Here is a 21,520-nt window from a genome sequence, read left to right as displayed (position 1 = left end):
ATGAGTAGCATACGATTAACCCGCCTGTTCACATTCGAGGCAGCACATGCATTACAAAATTACAAAGGTGGCTGCCGCAACATACACGGGCATTCTTACAAACTGGAGTTGACCATCATCGGCAAACCCATCGTGAGCGAGACGCACCCGAACGATGGTATGGTGATGGACTTCAGGGAGCTGAAAAAGCTGGTGCAGGAAACGATTATCGAGCCGATCGACCATGCGCTCCTGCTGCGGCAGGATGCGCCGCATGAGCTGGTGGAGGCGCTGCGACACCTCAGTCACAAACTGGTGCTCACGCCCTTTCAGCCTACTTGCGAGAATATGCTGATCGATTTCAAGCAAAAGATCAGGCATTTGCTTCCGCCTTATGTGGAACTGCACAGCCTCAAGCTCTGGGAAACGGAGAAGTCCTTTGCAGAATGGTACGCTTCGGATAACCTGTAAGTAAATCTTAGCTCCTGCTAAACCGCCCTGTTCGTTAGGCCAAAAGCAACGGACAGGGCGGTTTGTTTTATGTGTTTTAAAATAGTATTACCTGATTTTCAAAGCCATACCTTGAAACGAAGCCGCCTGATATCCGTTGTAAAGTCTGTTACCAATGAACATGATTATGAAAAAGGTATTTATAATTTTTATCGGCATTTTCTTCTTCTCCTGCAGCTCGGACAATACCACACATGACACCGCTACTGATACACGCGGTACTGAAAGTATAGATGAAAGTGTAGAGATTGGTTCTGGCGAAGAGATCAACCCACAACTGGAAATGCAGGACGACACAGCCGCATTTGAAGTAGATACGGTGACGACCCCAAGACGGAGTAATCAGTAAAATCTGGTTTGCTTTCGCTGCCCGTTTGCTGGCAAGGTAGTGACTTTGCGCAGGGAGAGAGTGCTCAAGCTTATGCCAGCTATACCGGGTCTTGTTACCTTAGTATAGTTGCGTCAGGTATAGCAGCCTGATTTACATATCCCTTCGTTTGAATATCCTCCTGGAAGCCAGCACCGGCACCAGCACCCAGAGCACCATCACCACAAAGGCGATGCCTATACCCCAAAGACTGCCGAAGATGCTCTTGTACAGCGCACCGGTGTAGCCCATCATGGCCGACACGTCCAGGTTGAGCAGCACCATCACACGGCCCAGATCCACCGGGTTGAGCGCCGTCAGTACCAGGGTGGCATACTCCAATGGGTAGTCGCCGAAGGAGTAGAGGATGAAGAGCACGATGCCATCATAGATCAGGGCGAAGTAGAACCAGAGCAGCAGCGCGATGCCTATCCCCTTTGCCTTGTCGCGGGTGATAACGGAGGCCAGGAAAGCCAGGGCCACAAAGATGAAGGTGATGAACATGCCTGTCAGCACCAGGTACAGCCCCGTGGCACCGGGCGCGAAAAGCAGCACCGGCACGCCCACCCCGATCATAAAAGCGGCAGACAGTGAGAGGGACACGCCCAGGTACTCACTCATGAAGATCTTGCTGCGTCGGATGGGCTGGGAGACCAGCAGCTCCATGAACTCGTAGGAGTTGTAGAAGTGCGTGGTGCCGAAGACGATGCTGATCAGCGGCACGGTGAGCAGCACCAGGTTGAGCAGGCTCAGCAGGCCCTTGTCCGGGCTGCCGCCCAGGTTGAACAAACCGATCGAGAGCAGCAGCAGAAACAAGGTATAGGCAACGATGATCTTGTTCCTGACGATGTCGTAGAGTACGTATTTGATGATTTTGTTCATGGTTTGTATCCTTCGTTCATGATTTTGGCAACGGCACGGCTTAATCTGGTTTCTTGTGTTTGCTCTTTTAAGTCAGAGATCGTTTCGTAGAACATTACACTGCCATCCACCAGGCACAGCACCTCATCGGCCACTTCTTCAATCTCGCTCATCACATGTGAGGTGATCAGAATCAACTTACCTTTCTTTTTCTCTTTCAGGATTTTGCCTTTCAGAATTTCAGCGGCAAAGGGGTCCAAACCAGCGGTTGGTTCATCCAAAATCAGCACCTGCGGGTCGAACAGGAAGGCAAGTGCCGCGCTCACTTTCTGCTTCGTACCGCCCGACAGCGCTCCCATCCGCTTTTCATACATCTCTTCCAGCCGGTACAAACCAATCAGTTCATCATCAACGGCAGCATCCTTTCGGATGTCACGGATCATCTCGATCACCTGCCGGATCTTCATGTTCTCGGGGTACTTCCCGATCTGGGGCATGTACCCGATCTGGCTGCGGTAGGCGTACTTCTTCAGCACACTCTCGCCATTGAATCTGATATCGCCGCTGTCAGGAAGCACCATGCCCAGTATGCACTTGCTCATAGTAGTTTTGCCCGAGCCGTTCGGCCCGATAATGGATATGACATTGCCCTTGTCCAGCTCAACGCTCACGTTACGGAGCACTTGCAGTTTTCCGTAGGACTTGTACAAATTCTCTATTGTTATCATGATTCACTTTCTTCATCAAGGGGCGCTCGTCCACCAGGTTTTGAGGAATGATACTCGGCAGCACTCTTTCCATGTTATCGAGCAGGTCTACCATAAAGCTACGCATCAGCATCACGGAGGGCGGTACCCGCTCGATCAGCATGGAGTACAGACTCACCGGCCGGTAGGGCACATCGCCCACCCCGTCTTTGTCTAGGTCGTAGCCGCTATACTTCTCCCAGTAGTTATGCTCAAAGTAGTTGTGCTGCGCATTTCCGTTCGTACTGATGTCAAAGGAGTTTCCGGTGAAGTTGTTGAGCCGGAAGGTGTCCTGTATACAGGTAGTCATCAGTTTAATGGCCCAGCCGTTGCGCTTAAAATCGTTGTTTTTGAAATCGAGGCGGCTCGAGCTTTCCATGTGTATACCTGTGGTGTTGCGCCGGAATGTGTTGTTGTAAATAACGCTGTTGTTTATTTCTTTCAGAAGCAGACCGTACGAAGCTGCGCCCCAGTTATCCTCAAACACGTTGTGCTCCATCCGGACGTTGGTGGTATACATCACCGCCACACCTGCCCCGTTTTTCCGAAAGATGTTATAGGTATAGGCGTTCCCATCCGAGAACATAAAGTGCAGGCCGTAGCGGCTGTTCTGGTGGCTCAGGTTACGCTCCACGGTGCTATTCTTCACTGTCTCCAGGTAGATGCCGTCCCGGTGGCCTTGCACCTCGTTCCCTATTATCTGCACATCGTCTGTGTAGTACACATGGATGGCATTGCCCAGCGAGGACTCTGTTCTACCCACGTTTTCCCCTTTCACCACATTGCCTTTCACAACGATGCCGTCCGAATACTGCAGGTATATCCCGTAATAGGTTTTCAGGATGGTATTGTCGAGGATCTGGATGTTGTTTTGCTGCCTGACCCGGATGGCAGCATCGTCGCGGGTATAGCTGGTGGCCACGTTCTGCAGCGTGAAACCCTGAATGGTGACGTTGTCAGACGACACCGTGATGATCTGACCGCTGTTGTTACTGTCAATCACCGGGTTGTTCTGTCCGATCAGGCGGATGGGTTGGGTGATCTCTATACCTGACTCCAGGTATACGCCGCCGTCCACCAGCACCACGTCGCCGGCCTTCGCCTGGCTCACGGCCTGTTTCACGGAGGTATAGGCACAGTTGGTGCATACCTTTAGTGTGCCGCCAACCGCCTGCAGGCTCGTTAGCAGCAACACTAAAGTACATGCTGTCCAAACTACTATCTTTTTACTCGGGTTTTTCATTATTTCTAACGGCTTCTTTTGCCCCCTCCCAGTTCAGCAGGCGGCCTCCATACTCCTGTTGCAGTCTGTTGGCTGTGGCCTCGTCCGCCACGGCTGTCAGGTACATGCCCATGGGGCTGGGCAGCTCCCGGCTTTGCAGAAAGTGTGCTTTGTCTACCTCAACCAGGTTATCAGGATTGGTGAAGTCCGTTACCAGCAGGTAAGCTGCAGCGTCGCTCAGTTCCGGCTGCTCCAGTGCGTAAGCGGCCAGGCACTCCGCCGAATCAAAGAAAAAAGCTTTGCCCTTGTCGTTTACCAGCTCAGCGCCATACCGGTTGTCAGACACGGTCATTTGGCAATGGACGCAGTTAGCCTCACCATATGGCACAGGTTTTGGCTCCACCGAGCAACCCGCGGCTCCTATTAGCAGGAGTAGGAGGCTCAGTGTGTAAAGGGTGGTTTTGTGTAGCATGTCGAAGATTTACGGTTTAAGTGGAATAAGTTTTGCCCCTGCTTAAAAGGTATACGAGTCCGCCTATGACGATAGCCAGGAAGATGCCCAGACTCCCCCAGGCGGGCAGCGAAAGCGCATTGAAGTTGAGCAACGTCTTGTGGCCCAGCAACGGCGGGATATAGGTCATGCCCGGCACTTTGATGGGAGCAGTCGGGTCGAGGTTGGTGCCGAACTTATGCAGCCAGAGGTAAAAATCTGCAATGCCAGCTGCACCAGCTATGGCCAGCAGAATCACCCAGTACAGCACCAGTTTTCTTTTCCCGAGAATCCCTGCCAGCACGCCCGTCACCATAAAGAAGATGACGATGTAAGGCATGTACTTGAGTTCGGCAAAAGAGTCCGGGTGAATGGCCTCCATGCCGATGTAGTGATTCAGGATGTTGAAATTCTGCAGCACGTGGTCAGAGCTGCCGCCCAGCTTGTTTATCCAGATGTGCAGCTCCAGCCCCTCGGGGTACTGCGGCGCTTCCAGGTAGATCTTCCACATCGGGAAGAAAAACAGGGTGCCCAGCGACAAAGCGGCTATTACCATCAGTGTTCTCAGGTATGTGTGCATACTTTCCTGTTTAAGGTGGAGGTATAAAAAGACAGCGAAGCCTGGTTTTAACAAACTCCGCTGTCTTACACAATCAGCTAATCTTAATTCACGCTTGCCTGAGCCGGAGGAACCGGTTTCTTTTCTCCTGTCGAGAACTTGATAGGAACATTAGATCCCCTTGGCGATACCCGCACGTAGCCTTGCATTTCCTGGTGCAGGGCCGAACAGAAGTCCGTACAGTAGAACGGATAAATACCGGGCTGCTTCGGCACCCACCTCAGCGACTGGGTGGCGCCTGGCATTATCAGGGTTTCGGCATTATTGGCCCCCATGATGGCAAAACCATGCGGCACATCCCAGTCTTGCTCCAAGTTCGTGACATGGAAAATCACCGTGTCACCTACCTGCACGCCTTCAATGTTATCCGGGGTGAAGTGGCTTCGGATAGAGGTCATGTTTATCTTCACTTTTCTGCCCTGCCGCGTTACACTCACGTCAGACTCTTTCTTCACAGCTTCTGGGTGTGTATTCTCGTCCAGCTTGTAGAACTTAACGCTGTTAGGTGCTATCTTATCAGCTCGGACACCCTGTGCATAGTGTGGTTCTGCCAGCGTCGGGAAGTCGAGGAGCATGCGCATTTTCTCACCACTGATATCAATCAACTGGGCAGAGTGCAGCAGTTCCGGTCCGGTAGGCAGGTAGCGGTCTTTCGTGATCTTGTTCATCACAACCAGATATTTACCATCCGGATCGCGTGTGTCTCCCCCTGGTATCATCAGGTGGCCTGGTGAGTAGTACACCGGCATTCTGTCCTTTACCTGAAAGTCCTCCAGGCTCCATTTCACCACCTCCGACGATACGAACATAGTGGAGTAGGCATTGCCTTTTCCGTCGAACTCGGTGTGCAATGGTCCCAGGCCTGGCTCCTGTACCTCAGCATGCAACACCGACTCATATTTGAACACTGGTATACCGTTCACTTCACCGTCAAAGTCCTTGTTTTCTATCGCTTTCTGCATTTTAGAGAAAGAGAATACAGGCAGTGTGGCAGCCAGTTTTCCGTTCACCACCATGTACTCTCCGCTTGGGTCCACGTCGATGCCGTGCGGCGACTTAGGCGCTGGGATCAGGTACATCATGCCCGGGCACTCCTCTGGCAGCAGGTAGCGCACTTTTTTCATCACATGAGACTTGGCAATATGCGAGTTGTGGTCTCTTATGTTATGGTAATAGTTGGCTGGCATTTCATGCGTCTTGCCCTCGGCGGCATACTTGGCAGCTAGTTTCCAGTTGATGGCGGCCAGGTAGTCGCGGTCGTTTTGCGAGGCACCTAGTTCTTTCAACGTGCGTGACTTTTCAGTGTTGTAAGTTGTAAAAAACACCCAATCGCCAGACGGTCCCTTGCCTCCATTAGCCAGGTCGTAGTCGAAGCCGGGCACCAGAATCTGGAAGTCCAGTTCCATGTGGCCGTTGTCTTCGTTTGTTTTTATGAAGGAGATAGAACCTCTGAATTTATCTTTATACTCTTCCAGACTGGCATCACCTACCCCCCCTTTTTCTGTATCTATCGGCACACTAAAGCGGGTACCGGCCAGAATATACTCGTTGTTGTTGGTTGGGTATGGCGAGCAATGGTTACCGGCTGAGTTCGGAATTTCCATGATTTCCACAGTCTCAAAAGTGGTCAAATCCACTTTGGCCACACGGGGCGTGTTGTTGCCGTTTGCGTACAGGTATTTGCCATCGGCCATGCCATCGGCGCGTGACAGTTTGGGGTGATGCAGGTCGTCCCAGGGCACAAAACCGTGCGAGGTCATCAGCATTGGCTTTGTTTCTTCATTATACCCATAGCCGTTTTCGGCGAACTGCGTGAAAACAGGTATCACCTTCAACAGCCTGCCCGAAGGAAGACCATAGACTGCTACCTGTCCGTTGAAACCTCCCGACAAGAAAGAGTAATACTCATCGTGCTCCCCTGGCGGAACATAAACTGCAGTGGCGGCATCAGAGTCAACAGTGCCTGATTTTTGATTTGCGTCACCTCCTCCACATCCCTGTAGTACCACACCCGCAGTTAGCATAGACAAAAAGCCTAGCCTGGATGCTATCATCTTAAATTTCTGGTTGAGTACTTCCATAATTATAAGGGTTTAGTTTACTTTCCTTGTGCCTGCAGGTCATTGAGTCGCATAAATTCAAGTAGGGCTCTGGCATCTTTTTCGTTGATGTTCTGGTTGGTCATCTGCGTTAAGTGCTCAGCCAGCAGCTTTTTGGCGGTCGGGTCTTTTTTGGTCATCTCCTCCGGGTTGATCACCATGTTCATGATCCACTCCGGCTTGCGTTTTTCGGTCACACCCAGCAGGCCCGGACCCACTACTTTTTCGTCTGTAAGGGTATGGCAGGCAGAACATTTGCTTTCATAAATTGACTTACCCTCTGCGGCCAGGGCATCATCAATGTTTTCACTTACCTCAATGGAAGAAACAGGGCCTATACCTTTGCCATCATCCTCTACAGGAGCCTGCTCCTGCTGGTGGGCCAATCCGGTTTGTTCTTGTGACTCAGCAGCGTTATTTTCGTTATCACCTGATGAACAGCTAAAAAGTAGGGAGCCACAGAACAGGGCTACCACGCTATACCTGATAGACTTTGGCAGAAGATCATGTAGCGTTTTGTTTAGTGAAGAGAGCTGATTTGTCATAGTTTTGGATAGTTAAGGTGAGTAATGGTTAAACATTCTTGGCCCTTGTTTACGAAGACCTTACTTTTCAGTTCAATTTGGGTAAGTATATACCGCAAACAGCAGCGTATCATCCCTTTTCCCCCTTTCATCAATACGGATAACAAATGCAGGTTACCAAAAACAAAAGAGCGCAGGTCCTCAGGGCCTGCGCTCTTTTGTTAAAAAGACTGTCTGATCACTTAACCAGGCAGCGGGTGTTTCACATTAATTACAGATCTCTCTTGGTGAAAGCTCTTCTGGAGGCCAGCACCGGCACCAGCACCCAGAGCACCATCACCGCAAAGGCCAGGCCTATGCCCCACAGGCTGCCGAAGATGCTCTTGTACAAGGCTCCGGTATAGCCCATCATGGCCGACACGTCCAGGTTGAGCAGCACCATCACCCGGCCCAAGTCCACGGGGTTGAGCGCCGTCAAAGCAAGGGTGGCGTACTCGAGCGGGTAGTCGCCGAAGGAGTAGAGGATGAAGAGCACGATGCCGTCGTAGATCAGGGCGAAGTAGAACCAGAGCATCAAAGCGATGCCTATCCCCTTAGCCTTGTCGCGCGTGATCACCGAGGCCAGGAAGGCGAGCGCCACGAAGATGAAGGTGATGAAGACGCCCGTCAGCACCAGGTATAACCCCGTGGCGCCCGGCGCAAACAAGAGCACAGGTATACCTACGCCTATTAAAAAGGCGGCTGATAGGGACAGGGCCACGCCCAGGTACTCACTCATGAAAATCTTGCTGCGCCGGATGGGCTGCGATACGAGTAGCTCCATGAACTCGTAGGAGTTGTAGAAGTGGGTCGTGCCGAAGACGATGCTGATCAAAGGCACTGTCAAAAGCACCAGGTTCAAAAGGCTCAGCAGGCCCTTGTCAGGACTGCCCCCCAGGTTAAACAACCCGATGGAGAGCAACAGCAGAAACAAGGTATAGGCAACGATGATCTTGTTCCTGACGATGTCGTAGAGTACGTATTTGATGATCTTGTTCATGGCTTAGTCCTCCTCGTTCATAATTTTGGCAATGGCGCGGCTCAGGCGCTCTTCGTTGGTGTGCTGCTTGATGCTGGTGATCGTCTCATGGAATTTGAGAGAACCGTCCACCAGACACATTACCTCGTCGGCCACCTCCTCCACTTCACTCATGATGTGCGATGTGATCAGGATCAGCTTGCCTTTTTTCTTTTCCTTCAGAATTTTGCACTTCAGGATCTCCGCCGAAATGGGGTCTAGCCCAGCGGTTGGTTCATCGAGGATAAGCACCTGCGGGTCGAACATGAAAGCCAGTGCCGCACTCACTTTTTGTTTCGTGCCGCCCGACAGGGAGCCCATCCTTTTTTCATACATAGCCTTGAGGCCATAAAGGCCTATCAATTCTTCGTCTATCACGGCGGCGTCTTTGCGGATGTCGCGCACCATCTCAATCACCTGCCGGATCTTCATGTTCTCAGGGTACTTGCCGATCTGGGGCATGTAGCCAATCTGGCTGCGGTAGGCGAACTTCTTCATCACACTTTCGCCATTGAATTTGATGTCGCCGCTGTCGGGCAGCACCATGCCCAGTATGCACTTGCTCATAGTGGTTTTGCCCGAGCCGTTCGGCCCGATAATGGACACCACACGGCCACCACTAAAGCGTACCGTCAGGTCTTTGAGCACGGTTAGGTTACCGTAGGTTTTGGACAAGTTTTCTATCGCTATCATGATTCACTTTCTTCATTAAAGGCCGTTCATCGACCAGACTCTCAGGTATAAAACTCGGCAGCACCCGCTCGATGCTGTCCATCAGATCGACCATAAAACTTCGCATGAACATGACTGAAGGCGGCACCCGCTCAACCAGCATGGAGTACAGGCTCACCGGGCGGTAAGGCACATCCCCTACCCTGTTCTTGTTCAGGTCGTAGCCATTGTATTTGTCCCAGTAGTTATGCTCAAACAGGTTCATGGTCGGGCTGCCATTGGTGCTCACATCAAATGAATTGCCGGTGAAGTTGTTGAGCCTGAACGTATCCTGGATGCAGCTCGCCAGCAGACGAATCGCCCAGCCATTGCGGTCAAAATCGTTGTTTTCTATGTACAACCGGCTGGAGCTCTCCATGTAAATGCCGGTGGTGTTTCTGCGGAATGTATTGTTAAGGATCGTGCTCTGCGTTATGTCTTTCAGGAGAAGGCCATAGGCGGCTGCTCCCCAGTTATCTTCAAAAGTGTTGTGCTCCATCCGAATGTTTCGGGTATACATCACGGCTACGCCGGCCCCATTTTTCCGGAAGATGTTGCGGGTATACACGTTGCCGTCCGAGAACATAAAGTGCAGGCCGTAGCGGTTGTTGCGCTCGCTGATGTTCTCGTGGATCAGGCTGTTGGTCACGTACTCAAAGTATATGCCATCACGGTGACCTTCCACTTTATTGCCGCTCACTTCGGCACCGTCAGTGCGCCACACATGTATGGCATTGCCCAGCGCCGATTCTATCTTGCCGGTATTGACTCCCTTCACCACATTGCCTTTCACCACGCTGTTGTCGGCGTTTTGCAGGTATATGCCGAAGTAGGTGTTCAGGACGGTATTATTCAGTATCTGTATGTTTTCATGATCGGCCACGCGGATGGCGGCATCGTCGCGCATGTAGCTCACGGCGACGTTCTGCACGGTGAAGCCTTCCACTTTCACGTTGGAGGACTTAATGGTGATGATCTGACCGCTGTTCTGGCCGTCTATCACCGGATTGTTGCGCCCGATCAGGCTGATAGGCTTGGTAATCTCTATACCTGACTCCAGGTACACACCACCATCCACGAGCACCACGTCACCGGCTTTCGCCTGGTTCACGGCCTCCTTCACGGAGTGGAACTCGCAGGTGTTGCATACCTTTAGGGTGTCGCTAAGTGCCACAGGGCTTCCCAGCAACCACACCAAAGTGCAGGCCATCCAAACTGTAATATGTTTACTCAGGTTTTTCATTGTTTTTTACGGCTGTCATGGCCTGTTCCCAGTTAAGCAGGCGGCCGCCTACTTCCTGTTGCATTTTAGTGGCTGTGGCCTGATCCGAAACTGCAGTCAGGTACATGCCCATCGGGCTTGGGAGCTCTTTGCTCTGTAAAAAATTGGCGCTTCGGGCGTCAATCAGTTCATTGGGTCGGGTGAAGTCGGTTACCAACACATAGGCGGCATCATTGGCCAGCTCAGGGTTTTCGTGCAGGTATGCCGCCAGACACTCGGCTGAGTCGAAGTAAAACGCTTTGCCTTTATCGTTGACAAGTTCGGCTCCGTAGCGGTTGTCCGACACGGTCATGTGACAGTGGGCGCAGTTCACTTCACCGTAGGCTATCGGCTTTGGCTCTACCTGGCAGGCAGTCAGCAAAGTCAGCACCATGGCCACCAGCAGCATATTTTGGATTAAGCGTCTCATACCAGTACTTTGTGATTTTTATACTTAGCTTCCTTGTTACGGCTTAAGAAGTATACCAGTGCAGAAATCGTAATCGCCAGGAAAATTCCAAGGCTTCCCCAGGCAGGAAGTGACAGGGCATCGAAGTTGAGCAATGTCTTATTTCCCAGCAATGGTGGCACATAAGTCATGCCCGGCACTTTGATCGGGGCTGTCGGATCGAGGTTGGTCCCAAACTTATTCAGCCACAAGTAAAAGTCGAGTATTCCCACCGCTCCGCCGATCATCAGCAGCACTGCCCATGAGAGCACCAGCTTTCGTTTGCCCAGCAAGGCTACCAGTATACCTGTCACCATAAAAAAGATGACGATATAAGGCATGATCTTGAGCTCGGCAAAAGATTCGGCATGGATCGGCTCCATTCCGATGTAGTGGTTAAGAATGTTAAAGTTTTGAATAGCTCCATCCGTGTTACCGGCAATCTTATTTATCCAGATGTGCATTTCCAGTCCTTCCGGATACTGCGGTGCTTTCAAATAGATCTTCCACATCGGGAAGAGGAACAACAAACCGAGAGACAGCGAAGCTATCATCATCAGCACTTTATGGTAAGCTTTCATCCTTTTAAATTTTATGAGTATGCAAAGGCCTACTCGAAGGTGAAAATTTTAAAAATAAGCGGAGGCTGCCCCGGGCAACCTCCGCTTGTGTTATGCCCGGCTTATACCTGTTGGTTAAGCAGCAGGCTTCTTCTTGCCTGTAGAGAATGTAATCGGCACGTTTGATCCCTTAGGAGATACGCGGATGTAACCTTGCATTTCCTGGTGCAGCGCAGAGCAGAAGTCTGTGCAGTAGAATGGGAACACACCGGCTTTCTTCGGTACCCACTTCAGGGTTTGGGTAGCACCTGGCATGATCAGCGTCTCGGCGTTGTTGGCGCCCATCACTGCGAAGCCGTGCGGTACGTCCCAGTCCTGCTCGAGGTTCGTCACGTGGAAATATACTGTGTCACCTACCTGCACACCTTCAATGTTGTCTGGTGTCATGTGGCTTCGGATGGCAGTCATTTTCACACGTACCACGTTGCCTTCACGGGTCACGCTGGCCTCAGACTCTTTCTTCACCGCGTATGGGTGTGTGTTCTTGGCCAGGTCGTAGAATTTCACACTGTTCGGCGCTACTCTATCGGCTTTGATAGCCTGTGCGTAGTGCGGTTCAGCTACGGTCGGGAAGTCCAGGAGCATGCGCATTTTCTCGCCGCTGATGTCGATCAACTGAGCTGAGTGCGCCAGTTCAGGACCAGTTGGCAGGTAGCGGTCTTTGGTGATCTTGTTCATGGCCACCAGGTACTTGCCGTCAGGCGTGTGCGTATCGCCACCAGGGATCATCAAGTGACCAACTGAGTAGTACACCGGCATTCTGTCCACTACTGTGAAGTCGCTCAATTTCCATTTCACGATCTCAGAAGACACGAACATAGAGGTATAGGCGTTGCCTTTGCCGTCAAACTCTGTGTGCAATGGACCAAGACCTGGCTCTGGCACTTCAGCTTTCAGCACAGACTCGTACTTGAACACGGGGATGCCGTTGATCTCGCCGTCAAACGCCTTGTCCTCGATCGCCTTCTGCATTTTAGAGAAAGAGAACACTGGGATTGTTGCAGCCAGTTTGCCGCTTACCACCATGTGCTCACCGCTTGGGTCCACGTCGATACCGTGCGGAGACTTAGGAGCCGGGATCAGGTACATCATACCTGGGCAGTCCTCAGGGAGCAGGTAGCGAACAGACTTCTTGATAGTAGACTTCGCCATATGCGAGTCTTTGTCCATTTTGTTGTGATAGTAGTAAGCTGGCATTTCCTTGGCTTTGCCTTCTGCGGCGTATTTAGCAGCCAGCTTCCAGTTCACAGCGGCCAGGTAGTCGCGGTCGTTCTGCGAAGCACCCAGCTCTTTCAGCGTACCAGAACGCTCCGTATTATAGGTTGTAAAGAATACCCAGTCAGAAGAAGGGCCTTTGCCACCGTTAGCCAGGTCATAGTCGAAGCCTGGTACCAGGATCTGGAAGTCAAGCTCCATGTCGCCTTTGTCCTTGTCTACCTTGATAAAGGAGATAGAGCCACGGAACTTGTCGGCATACTCGTTCATGCTCACGTCAGCCGTACCGCCTTTCATGTCGAGTGGCACAGAGAAACGCGTACCTGCGATCACATACTCGTTGTTATCAGTTGGATAAGGCGAGCAGTGGTTACCGGCAGAGTTCGGAATCTCCATGATCTCCACGGTCTCAAAGGTAGTCAGGTCGACACGGGCCACACGCGGGGTGTTGTTACCGTTGGCGAACAACCAGCGACCGTCGGTCATACCGTTGGTGCGTGACAGTTTCGGGTGGTGCAAGTCATCCCAGGGCACGAAGCCATGTGATGTCATCAGCATCGCCTTAGACTCTTCGCTATAGCCGTAGCCGTTTTCACCGTGCTGTGTGAACACCGGGATAATTTTCAGCAATCGGCCGGAAGGCAGACCGTACACGGACATCTGTCCGTTGAAACCGCCTGACAGGAAAGAGTAGTACTCGTCGTGCTTGCCAGGGGCTACATACACTGCCTGCGCAGCATCAGAGGAGACGCCTGCAGCAGTAGCGCTTCCTTCGCCCGGACCGCTGCTGCAACCCTGCAGCACGGCTCCACCGCCTACCGCCATGATGAAGGCGGCTGCAGGGGCGACATTTTTGAATTTATTGAATAAAGATTTCATGATGATTATGATTTGCGTGTAGTTTCAGATTAAGAATTCTTGTCATTCTGACGCAGGAACTCCAGCAGGGCTCTGGCGTCGGTTTCGTTGATGTTCTGGTTGGTCATCTGCGTTAAGTGCTCAGCCAGCAGCTTTTTGGCAGTCGGGTCTTTTTTAGTCATCTCCTCCGGGTTAATGATCATGTTCATGACCCACTCCGGCTTGCGGCGCTCTGTGACACCTGCCATACCCGGACCTACAACTTTCTGATCTGACAACTGGTGACAGGCAGAGCATTTGCCTTCGAAAATAGACTGACCTTCAGAGGCCAATGCCTGGTCTATGTCTGCTCCCACTTCAACTGATTTAACTGGTCCTATACCTTTTCCGTCATCTTCTACCGGCGCCGCAGGTGCCTGATGGGCCAGGCCCGACTCCTGCTTGGTTTCAGTAGTTGTGGTGTTGTCAGAAGAGCAGCTATAGAGTGCCATAGCAGCCAGGAAAAGGAAAGCAACGGATTTAATAGATTTCATGATGGTTGGTTTTAGATTTTAAATTTTCATGATGTTCACCTGATTAGCGGAGATGGTCAGACCTCTTATTGGCAGGATTGCTTACCTGCTCTTTTTAAGTATTTGATCTCCTGCCAAGCAGTACTATTCGGCTTTCATTTACAATACAAAGGTATAGTCACCCCTCTCCGAAATAAAAGACCTTAATCTCTTTTAATAATGACATTTGTCATCTTTTTGATGTGAGCGGAGACACAGTGAGGATAAAAGCTGCTTCTTCGAGTGCCTCTACGCGGTGTCGAACATGCTCCTGAAGCGTCAGCAGCTGTCCTTTGGTCAACACTACCGTTTCAGTTTCTGTGTTGAATCGGATACTCCCTTCAATCACCTGCACACTAATGGGACCGGGTGCCTGGTGCGGCTTTATCTCGGAGCCCGCCTGCATCACATTCAGCAGGATGCGCATCGCCTCTGACTTATAGATCGTCCTGGACCCTCGCCCGCTCTTCTGCCAGTTCTCCTCCCCCTTCAGTTCAAGTGCCAGGGCAGGAAGATCAGTGGTGAGCAAAGCCTTGTCGATCTCCCTGGGAAGGGAGTTGTCGGATTGCTGTGATTTTTCTGCTTCTTTCATGTCTCTGCTATTATATAAGAGTGGCCAGGGTCTGGTGTGTCTTACCGCCTTGACCTTGCACAAAAGTATCCCAACCTGGCCTGACAATAGAAGACCTTTATCTCTTTTATTAGTGATCTATGTCATTTTTCTCGCCACTCCCCTGTATGACCTTTGCAACAGTTCAAATCGAATTGAAGAGAAGATGCCATGAAACGGCTTGCTATTATAATGTGTGTGATCTGTGTGCTGGTGCAGCCCTTGAGCAAGCAGGGTATCTTGTTGGTATATCAACTGAATAAGGCCTACATCGCCAGTGAACTGTGCGAAAACAGGTTTATACCTGGCTCCGAATGCAATGGAAAATGCCACCTCCGCAAAGAGCTGAAAAAAGACAGCGAGCGTGAGCAGCAGTCGCAGCGCCAGCAGCATAGCGTGATCGACCTGATTGCTTTTGATACAGAGCTGCTTCCTGCGCCGCCTGCCATGACACCAGAAGAAACCAGCGGTCACTCCCTATACCGGGCAGGTGTCTATACCTCACCAGATTTTTCCATTTTTCACCCTCCGCGATTCATCGCTTAGTCTCTGATCCCGGTGCCACTCCGGCACCCTCCTGTTTATTTTAAAATTTCAAAGAGAACTATTCATGAAAAAGATATTATTAATCGTCATCGCCCTTTTATCGATCAACATCAGCAGCCAGGCCTGCGACAAAGGCTGCACCATGGGCGGCAGCTATATGGGCATCTTGCCTCAATTCCATAAAAACTTTGTGGGTTTGCGCTATACTACACGCTCTTATACCACTACTGCCACACATGGTCATCATGTGCAGGTAACCGACGAGCGCTTTGCCACAGCCGAGCTGTGGGGCCGTTTTGTGCCGGTCAAGAACGTGCAGATCTTCGCCTTTGTGCCCTACATGCTCAATGAACAGAGCGGTGGTCACCATGCCATCAAAAGCAGAGGCTTTGGGGATGTGACCCTGATGGCCAACTATTCGCTTATCAACACCGGCGACAGAATGGACAAGAACCTGAAGCACACGCTACAGGTAGGTGGCGGCGTGAAACTTGCCACAGGTGCCTACCGCAACCAGGAGCATGGTGAGCAGCTGGCCCCAAACATGCAACCCGGCACTGGCAGCACCGATTACCTGGCAAATGGTATCTACACCGTCCGCTACAAGCAACTGGGCCTGAGTAATGATGTGACCTACCGTTTCAATAGCGAGAACAGCAACGGCTACCGCTTCGGCAACCGTGTCAGCGCTTCTTCCAACCTGTTTTACTGGCAAAATGTGAAGGGTATCTCCCTGCTGCCTAGTGCGGGTGTGTATTATGAACATGCCGAAGGCGACCGCTACGAAGGGGCTCCTAACCTGCAGAAAGGTGGCGACTCTTTCTTCACCAACCTGGGCATGAGCGTGTATGTGAAAAACATCGCGGTAGGCGGTACCATACAGTTACCTGTGAGCAGCACCGAGGCGCACCACCATACTGAAGGCAACCGACGCTCCATGGTTAACCTGACCTACATGTTCTAAGGCTCATGGCTTGAACCTCAGCTATTGATTTTCAACTCAAATTCAACTATAACCACTCAAACCTTTACCTTTTATGAAATACAGAAACCTATGGCTGGGGTTTATTGCCGTGATCGTCGGCTCCTTCGCCGTTCTCGGATACTACGGTATCGAGATTTATAGAGAAGCACCACCTATACCGAACAAGGTGGTCACCACATCCGGAAAAGTCCTTTTTACCGGGGATGACATCAAAGACGGACAGAACGTATGGCAGTCCACGGGCGGTCAGCAGCTGGGCTCGGTTTGGGGCCACGGTGCCTATATAGCACCTGACTGGAGTGCTGACTGGCTGCACAAGGAAGCCATGTACTTCCTGGACTACTGGGCGCAGCAGGAAAAAGGCGTGCTCTATGAAGACCTGGACGAAGAGACAAAGGCCATGCTGGAGGCTCGCCTGCAGAAGCAGATCCGTGCTAACACCTACGACCCGGAAACAGGTATCCTGACCGTATCAGACCTGCGTGCCGAGGCCATTGCGGAAGTAGGCAAGCACTACACCGGTCTGTTCATGAACGACCCGGCACTGGCCAAGCACCGCGACGCCTACGCCATGAAAGACAACACCGTGGAAGACCCGGTGCGTATGGAGAAGCTCAACACCTTCTTCTTCTGGACTTCGTGGGCCTGCGTGACCGAGCGCCCGGGCAAAAAGATCACCTACACCAACAACTGGCCCGCCGAGAAACTGGTGGCCAACGAGCCTAGCTCCGACCTTATTATCTGGACCGGGTTCTCTGTGATCATCCTGATCGCGGGTGTGGGCATGCTGGCTTATTACTATGCCTCTAACCGTGAAGAGGAGATCGACCACTCCAAACTGCCGAAGCAGGACCCCTTATTAGGCTTGACGGCTACGCCTTCTATGAAGGCGACATTGAAGTATTTCTGGATAGTGACGGCCCTGATTCTCGTTCAGGTCACGCTCGGGGTTGTCTCGGCGCACTATGGCGTAGAAGGACAGGCTTTGTATGGCTTCCCGCTGGCGGAGTACCTCCCTTACTCTATTACCCGTACCTGGCACGTGCAGCTGGCCATCTTCTGGATCGCCACTTCCTGGCTGGCCACTGGCCTATATATAGCACCTGCCGTGTCGGGTCACGAACCTAAATTCCAGAAACTGGGTGTAAACTTCCTCTTCGTTTGCTTGCTGATCATTGTGGCGGGTTCACTGGCCGGACAGTGGTACGGCATCATGCAGAAGCTGGGCTACACCGAAAACTTCTGGTTCGGTCACCAGGGCTACGAATATGTGGATCTGGGTCGTTTCTGGCAGATCTTCCTGCTGGTGGGCTTGTTCCTGTGGCTGGGACTGATGGTGCGTGCCATCCTGCCTGCCTTTAAAAAAGACGTAGATGGACGTCACCTGTTGGGTATGTTCCTAATCTCTTCGGCTGCCATCGCCATCTTCTATGCCTCTGGCCTGATGTGGGGTCAGCACACGAACCTGGCCATAGCCGAGTACTGGCGCTGGTGGGTAGTGCACCTGTGGGTAGAAGGCTTCTTCGAAGTGTTTGCCACCGTAGTGATCGCCTTCCTGTTTGTGCGCATGGGCCTGCTCGACACCAAAATGGCAACGGCTACGGTGCTCTTCTCGACCATCATCTTCCTCTTCGGCGGTATTATCGGTACCTTCCACCACCTGTACTTCAGCGGTACACCGACTGCGGTAATGGCCCTGGGGGCGACCTTCAGTGCCCTGGAAGTGGTGCCGTTGGTGCTCATCGGTTTCGAAGCCTACCACAACCTGCAGATCAGCAAGCTTACGCAGTGGATCAAGGCCTACAAGTGGCCGATCTACTCTTTCGTGGCCGTGGCTTTCTGGAACCTGGTGGGTGCCGGTGTATTCGGTTTCGTGATCAACCCACCCATTGCACTCTACTACATGCAGGGGCTTAACACGACTCCGGTTCACGCCCATACCGCCCTTTTCGGGGTATACGGTATGCTGGGTATCGGTCTGATGTTGTTTGTACTCAAAGGTCTGTCTGCCCGCCGCCGCTGGAAAGACGGTGTGATCAGCTTCGCTTTCTGGTCTATCAACATCGGCCTGATCCTGATGGTACTCATCAGTGTGCTGCCAATCGGTCTGATGCAGACCTGGGCAAGCGTGGAGCACGGTCTGTGGTACGCCCGCTCTATGGAGTTCATGCAAACAGACACCATGAATATCCTGCGCTGGCTGCGCGTGATCGGTGATACGATCTTCGCCGGCGGTGTGCTGGCCCTGGCCTGGTTCATCATCGGTCTCAAAACAGGCTGGTCGCTGGAAGAGGACGAAGACGTGGCACCGCTGATCGAAGAAGAAGCCACTGCGAAACAGGTTCGTTCTTAAGTTAAATTCAGCTATACCCAAAAGCTGAACTCCGAGCAAAGTGCTCATTATACATATATCCTTTACTAACAGCCCTTCTGCCCCTGGCGGAGGGGCTTGTTTTTTTGTGTCTATACCTGTGGCTTCAGGTATAGCGTAGAAACTCGTGCAGGTACAGCTTATACTTCCCGCCCTTTTGTGCGTAAGGTATAGGCCGACTGAGGTAGAGCGTTTGGGATTTATCAATCCTGATCAACAGTGGGTGATTCTTTAATCCCCGTATACCTATGTGGGGCATGTGGGTCCGGAGACCTGCAACAGCATCCAATCATTCAACAATAGAACGAAAGTTATGGGCATCAAGAAAGTAGTCGATAAGGTAAAAGAAGAAGTAAAAGTGCTGAAGGGCGAAGAGTCCAAGGACAAAGTCTACCAGAACGAGCAGAACTACCCGGATATGACCACTGCGAGGACAGCTTTTGAAGAATCAAAAAAGAAGCTTTTCAATGTGAACCTTTGGTCAAACCTGGAGGGCATCAATTCCACTTTTGAGCTGCACGATGAACGGGGGCGGAAAACGACGGCGGAAATTCCGGAGATTGGCTATTTTGTGAAGATTACGCTGCCTGCTTCCAATGTCGAGAACTGGGTGAATATATCCAGTATCCGCACAGAGGATAACCTGGCTGAGTTTACAGTGCATCCCAGCGAGAAACCCAATCCGCCGGCAGACGAAGAGGAAGTGACAGAGCACTTTTTCACCAAAGAGGCCAGCAGTACGTTTCGGGTAGAATTGCAGGGCACCACACTCATTGCCTCCGAGATAGGCAAGAATGAATACATCAATAACCAGGGAGAGGAATCCGGTGACCGCTCCGTGCTGAACACCCTGATAGCAGAAGGCGGCTGGGCCGGTTTCCAGGGGCTGCAATGGGACAAGCTCACCAGCTACCTCGTGCACCAGGAGGAGAGAAAAGACGAGTAGGCAGCTGTGCATACCTCAACCAACAGTTGCATAAGGTATGGAAACCCTGAGTCTGATTCTGTTTCTGATGTTCCTGACCGCGCTGACCTTCATTTTAAGAAAGATCGAGCGCCGAAAAAGCCGCAGAGACTAGCGCTATACCTGTCCTACTATACCTTTAGGACAGGTATAGCATAGGCGCTGTGCCGCATTTCTCTTATATTTGGTGAAACAACCAATCTGATCTGAATGAAACGCTTTCTGTTCCTGGCCCTTTCCTGTGGCCTTCTGCTACACGGAAGTGCCTCCGCCCAGTCGCTGGCACTTGATAAACCTGTCGAGAAATCGCTCAAAAAAGTAAAGCCAAACGATATAAAAGCCCACATCAAGTACCTGGCCGACGACCGCCTGCTGGGTCGCAAGCCCGGCACCGAAGGCTACCAAATGGCCGTGGACTATGTAGTGGAGCATTACCAGAAGGCAGGTATAGAACCCGGCGGTGAGAACGGCACCTACCTGCAACTGGTGCGTTTGCGCCAGTCTTTCCCCGGCAAAGAGGCGAGCATGACAATCGCCGACTCAATGGGCTCAGCGATGCAACTGACCTACAACAAGGACTTCTCAGTATACCCGCATGCCGAAGAGCCTAAGGTAAGTATAGAGGCCCCGTTGGTGTTTGCTGGCTACGGTATCAGCGCACCTGACCTGGGCTACGACGACTACGCAGGTATAGACGTGACAGGCAAGATTGTGGTGGTGCTGCGGGGCGCTCCTGCCAGCTTCCCTTCCACGGTGTCGGCCTACAGTCGTGACATGATGACGGTGCTGAAGATCGCTGCTGAGAAAGGCGCCGTGGGCGTGATTGTGGCAAGCACAAACCCAAAAGCGGGTGTGCCAAATTTGCAGGGCGGCACGTACAGCGTGATGGACCCGAATGGCAAAGTGGCTGTTTCGCGCAACTATGTATCGGATAAAATCCGGGTGCTGGCCAGTATCAACGGCAGCACCTTCGAGCAGCTTCTCAAAGGCACAGGTATAGAAATGGCCAAACTAGGCGAGCAACTGCAGCAAGGCAAGCCCGCCTCTACCCCACTCGCCCATACCCTACGCACCAGCTATACCTCTACCTATAAGGATTTTGAAAGCCATAATGTGATCGGCAAGATCACCGGTTCTGATCCACAGCTGCAAAACGAGTATGTTGTGCACAGCGCCCACCTCGACCACGTGGGTGTAGGTCGCGCCGTGAACGGAGACTCCATCTACAACGGTGCGCACGACAATGCCTCCGGTGTGGCCAGTGTACTCGAGATTGGCAAGATCTACTCCAGGTTGCCTGAAAAGCCGAAGCGCTCTGTCCTGTTTGTGATGGTAACTGCTGAAGAAATGGGTCTGCTGGGTTCGGCTTATTTCGCTCGCTACCCAACTGTGCCGGTGGAGCAGATTGTGGCCAACATCAACACCGACATGCCGACCATCATTGCGCCGCTATTGTCAGTTGTAGGTCTGGGAGCAAACCACTCCTCGCTTGAAAACGAAGTAGCCGCCGCAGCGAACCACCTGGGCCTGACGGTAGAGGAAGACCCGGAGCCGGAGCAGATGCGCTTTATCCGCAGCGACCAGTACAGCTTCGTGATGCAAGGTATACCTGCCCTGCACATCAAGTATGGCAACAAGACCAAAGACGGACTGAATAACCTGAACAAGCAAGTGGAGCAATGGCGTGCCGTACACTACCACAAGCCACAGGATAACTTTAACGACACCTTTGATTTCAAAGCCGGCCAGAAGTACGTGCAGCTGAACTTCCTGATCAGTTACCAGGTGGCCAATAACCCGCAGCGACCAAGCTGGAAAGCAGGTGATTTCTTCGGAAGCCGCTTCGGAAGACAACTGTAATCGGACTTTTTAGACAAAGGAGTTTTTAGACAAAAGACCTTTTTTC

Annotated in this window: 22 protein-coding genes; 7 read left to right on the top strand and 15 right to left on the bottom strand. The window is 51.9% G+C overall.

Going from position 1 to position 21,520, the window contains the following annotated elements:
- Window positions 1–450: a 6-pyruvoyl trahydropterin synthase family protein gene (locus AC5FXQ_RS19680; protein WP_493604120.1), complete on the top strand. Its 450-nt coding sequence runs from the start codon at window positions 1–3 to the stop codon at window positions 448–450.
- Window positions 451–616: 166 nt separating this feature from the next.
- Window positions 617–838, top strand: a complete 222-nt coding sequence (locus AC5FXQ_RS19675) for a hypothetical protein (RefSeq protein ID WP_493604119.1) — start codon at window positions 617–619, stop codon at window positions 836–838.
- 132 nt (window positions 839–970) lie between these two features.
- Here AC5FXQ_RS19675 and AC5FXQ_RS19670 read toward each other — a convergent pair whose 3' ends face one another.
- The 15 genes from AC5FXQ_RS19670 to AC5FXQ_RS19600 form a co-directional block, all read right to left on the bottom strand.
- Window positions 971–1,738 carry an ABC transporter permease subunit gene (locus AC5FXQ_RS19670; RefSeq protein WP_493604118.1) on the bottom strand — a complete coding sequence of 256 codons (768 nt, stop codon included), beginning with the start codon at window positions 1,736–1,738 and terminating at the stop codon, window positions 971–973.
- A complete protein-coding gene (locus AC5FXQ_RS19665; RefSeq protein WP_493604117.1) occupies window positions 1,735–2,445 on the bottom strand; it encodes an ABC transporter ATP-binding protein in 711 nt (236 codons plus the stop codon). The genes AC5FXQ_RS19670 and AC5FXQ_RS19665 overlap by 4 nt, the downstream gene beginning before the upstream one ends.
- Window positions 2,390–3,658 (bottom strand): nitrous oxide reductase family maturation protein NosD, encoded by a 1,269-nt coding sequence (gene nosD, locus AC5FXQ_RS19660; RefSeq protein ID WP_493604116.1) that lies wholly within the window; start codon window positions 3,656–3,658, stop codon window positions 2,390–2,392. Before nosD (AC5FXQ_RS19660) ends, AC5FXQ_RS19665 begins: the two co-directional genes overlap by 56 nt.
- A gap of 31 nt (window positions 3,659–3,689) precedes the next feature.
- Entirely contained in the window at window positions 3,690–4,157 is a 468-nt protein-coding gene (locus tag AC5FXQ_RS19655) for a nitrous oxide reductase accessory protein NosL (RefSeq protein WP_493604115.1), read from the bottom strand.
- 16 nt (window positions 4,158–4,173) lie between these two features.
- Window positions 4,174–4,755, bottom strand: coding sequence for a hypothetical protein (locus AC5FXQ_RS19650; protein ID WP_493604114.1), 582 nt, complete (start codon window positions 4,753–4,755; stop codon window positions 4,174–4,176).
- Window positions 4,756–4,838: 83 nt separating this feature from the next.
- Complete coding sequence (nosZ, locus tag AC5FXQ_RS19645; RefSeq protein WP_493604113.1) at window positions 4,839–6,875, bottom strand: Sec-dependent nitrous-oxide reductase; 2,037 nt, start codon at window positions 6,873–6,875, stop codon at window positions 4,839–4,841.
- Between the two features lie 17 nt (window positions 6,876–6,892).
- On the bottom strand, window positions 6,893–7,438 hold the full coding sequence (locus tag AC5FXQ_RS19640; protein WP_493604112.1) for a c-type cytochrome: 546 nt from the start codon (window positions 7,436–7,438) through the stop codon (window positions 6,893–6,895).
- A 250-nt stretch (window positions 7,439–7,688) separates the two neighbouring features.
- Window positions 7,689–8,456 (bottom strand): ABC transporter permease subunit, encoded by a 768-nt coding sequence (locus AC5FXQ_RS19635; RefSeq protein ID WP_493604111.1) that lies wholly within the window; start codon window positions 8,454–8,456, stop codon window positions 7,689–7,691.
- Between the two features lie 3 nt (window positions 8,457–8,459).
- Window positions 8,460–9,167, bottom strand: coding sequence for an ABC transporter ATP-binding protein (locus AC5FXQ_RS19630; RefSeq protein WP_493604110.1), 708 nt, complete (start codon window positions 9,165–9,167; stop codon window positions 8,460–8,462).
- Window positions 9,130–10,428 (bottom strand): nitrous oxide reductase family maturation protein NosD, encoded by a 1,299-nt coding sequence (gene nosD, locus AC5FXQ_RS19625; protein WP_493604109.1) that lies wholly within the window; start codon window positions 10,426–10,428, stop codon window positions 9,130–9,132. The genes AC5FXQ_RS19630 and nosD (AC5FXQ_RS19625) overlap by 38 nt, the downstream gene beginning before the upstream one ends.
- Window positions 10,412–10,876: a nitrous oxide reductase accessory protein NosL gene (locus AC5FXQ_RS19620; RefSeq protein WP_493604108.1), complete on the bottom strand. Its 465-nt coding sequence runs from the start codon at window positions 10,874–10,876 to the stop codon at window positions 10,412–10,414. The genes nosD (AC5FXQ_RS19625) and AC5FXQ_RS19620 overlap by 17 nt, the downstream gene beginning before the upstream one ends.
- Window positions 10,873–11,475, bottom strand: a complete 603-nt coding sequence (locus AC5FXQ_RS19615; protein WP_493604107.1) for a hypothetical protein — start codon at window positions 11,473–11,475, stop codon at window positions 10,873–10,875. The genes AC5FXQ_RS19620 and AC5FXQ_RS19615 overlap by 4 nt, the downstream gene beginning before the upstream one ends.
- Before the next feature lie 114 nt (window positions 11,476–11,589).
- Window positions 11,590–13,608, bottom strand: coding sequence for a Sec-dependent nitrous-oxide reductase (nosZ, locus tag AC5FXQ_RS19610; RefSeq protein WP_493604106.1), 2,019 nt, complete (start codon window positions 13,606–13,608; stop codon window positions 11,590–11,592).
- Between the two features lie 29 nt (window positions 13,609–13,637).
- Complete coding sequence (locus AC5FXQ_RS19605; protein WP_493604105.1) at window positions 13,638–14,120, bottom strand: c-type cytochrome; 483 nt, start codon at window positions 14,118–14,120, stop codon at window positions 13,638–13,640.
- Between the two features lie 208 nt (window positions 14,121–14,328).
- A complete protein-coding gene (locus AC5FXQ_RS19600) occupies window positions 14,329–14,730 on the bottom strand; it encodes a cupin domain-containing protein (RefSeq protein ID WP_493604104.1) in 402 nt (133 codons plus the stop codon).
- Between the two features lie 189 nt (window positions 14,731–14,919).
- Between AC5FXQ_RS19600 and AC5FXQ_RS19595 the strand changes: the two genes are divergently transcribed.
- The 5 genes from AC5FXQ_RS19595 (at window position 14,920) to AC5FXQ_RS19575 (ending at window position 21,474) form a co-directional block, all read left to right on the top strand.
- Window positions 14,920–15,294, top strand: coding sequence for a hypothetical protein (locus AC5FXQ_RS19595; RefSeq protein ID WP_493604103.1), 375 nt, complete (start codon window positions 14,920–14,922; stop codon window positions 15,292–15,294).
- 64 nt (window positions 15,295–15,358) lie between these two features.
- The gene (locus AC5FXQ_RS19590) at window positions 15,359–16,258 is read left to right on the top strand and encodes a hypothetical protein (protein WP_493604102.1); all 900 of its coding nucleotides are present in this window, start codon (window positions 15,359–15,361) and stop codon (window positions 16,256–16,258) included.
- A gap of 73 nt (window positions 16,259–16,331) precedes the next feature.
- Window positions 16,332–18,632: a nitric-oxide reductase large subunit gene (locus AC5FXQ_RS19585; RefSeq protein WP_493604101.1), complete on the top strand. Its 2,301-nt coding sequence runs from the start codon at window positions 16,332–16,334 to the stop codon at window positions 18,630–18,632.
- A 331-nt stretch (window positions 18,633–18,963) separates the two neighbouring features.
- Window positions 18,964–19,596, top strand: a complete 633-nt coding sequence (locus tag AC5FXQ_RS19580; protein WP_493604100.1) for a hypothetical protein — start codon at window positions 18,964–18,966, stop codon at window positions 19,594–19,596.
- A gap of 228 nt (window positions 19,597–19,824) precedes the next feature.
- Window positions 19,825–21,474: a M28 family metallopeptidase gene (locus AC5FXQ_RS19575; protein WP_493604099.1), complete on the top strand. Its 1,650-nt coding sequence runs from the start codon at window positions 19,825–19,827 to the stop codon at window positions 21,472–21,474.
- The last annotated feature ends 46 nt before the right edge of the window (window positions 21,475–21,520 follow it).

This window comes from Pontibacter sp. LHS1, from assembly GCF_058932855.1.
The sequence above is the reverse complement of the archived record's forward strand: the minus strand, read 5'-3'. Positions and strand labels throughout refer to the sequence as shown.